Source organism: Nocardioides malaquae (genome assembly GCF_015070385.1).
GTDB classification, from domain to species: Bacteria; Actinomycetota; Actinomycetes; order Propionibacteriales; family Nocardioidaceae; genus Nocardioides; species Nocardioides malaquae.
Genome location: NZ_JADCSA010000351.1, coordinates 1 through 275, shown reverse-complemented (window position 1 = coordinate 275; position 275 = coordinate 1). Strand labels below are relative to the sequence as shown.

1 protein-coding gene is annotated in these 275 nt (G+C 34.9%); it reads left to right on the top strand.

Annotated elements, in window-relative coordinates:
* Nucleotides 1–275: tetratricopeptide repeat protein (locus IEQ44_RS18575; protein ID WP_227487633.1), on the top strand; the 275-nt coding region annotated here is incomplete at both ends.

Here is a 275-nt window from a genome sequence, read left to right as displayed (position 1 = left end):
AAATGCACTTCAAATTCGATTAACCGAAACCGAAGAATCTAGACTAAATAATACACCAACAAATAATCCGGCAGCCTATAATGCGTTTAAAGAAGGTCAAACCTATTTACACAGAGGCGGAGGTAAAGTTGAGGAGTTAAAAAAAGCTGAAGAATTATTTAAAAAAGCAATAGATTATGACCCTAATTTTTGCAGAGCTTATGTAGGTCTTGCCGAAACATACTTAGAATATATTTTCTGGGGAAGGGAATCTCCAGAAAAAATGTTGGAGTTAG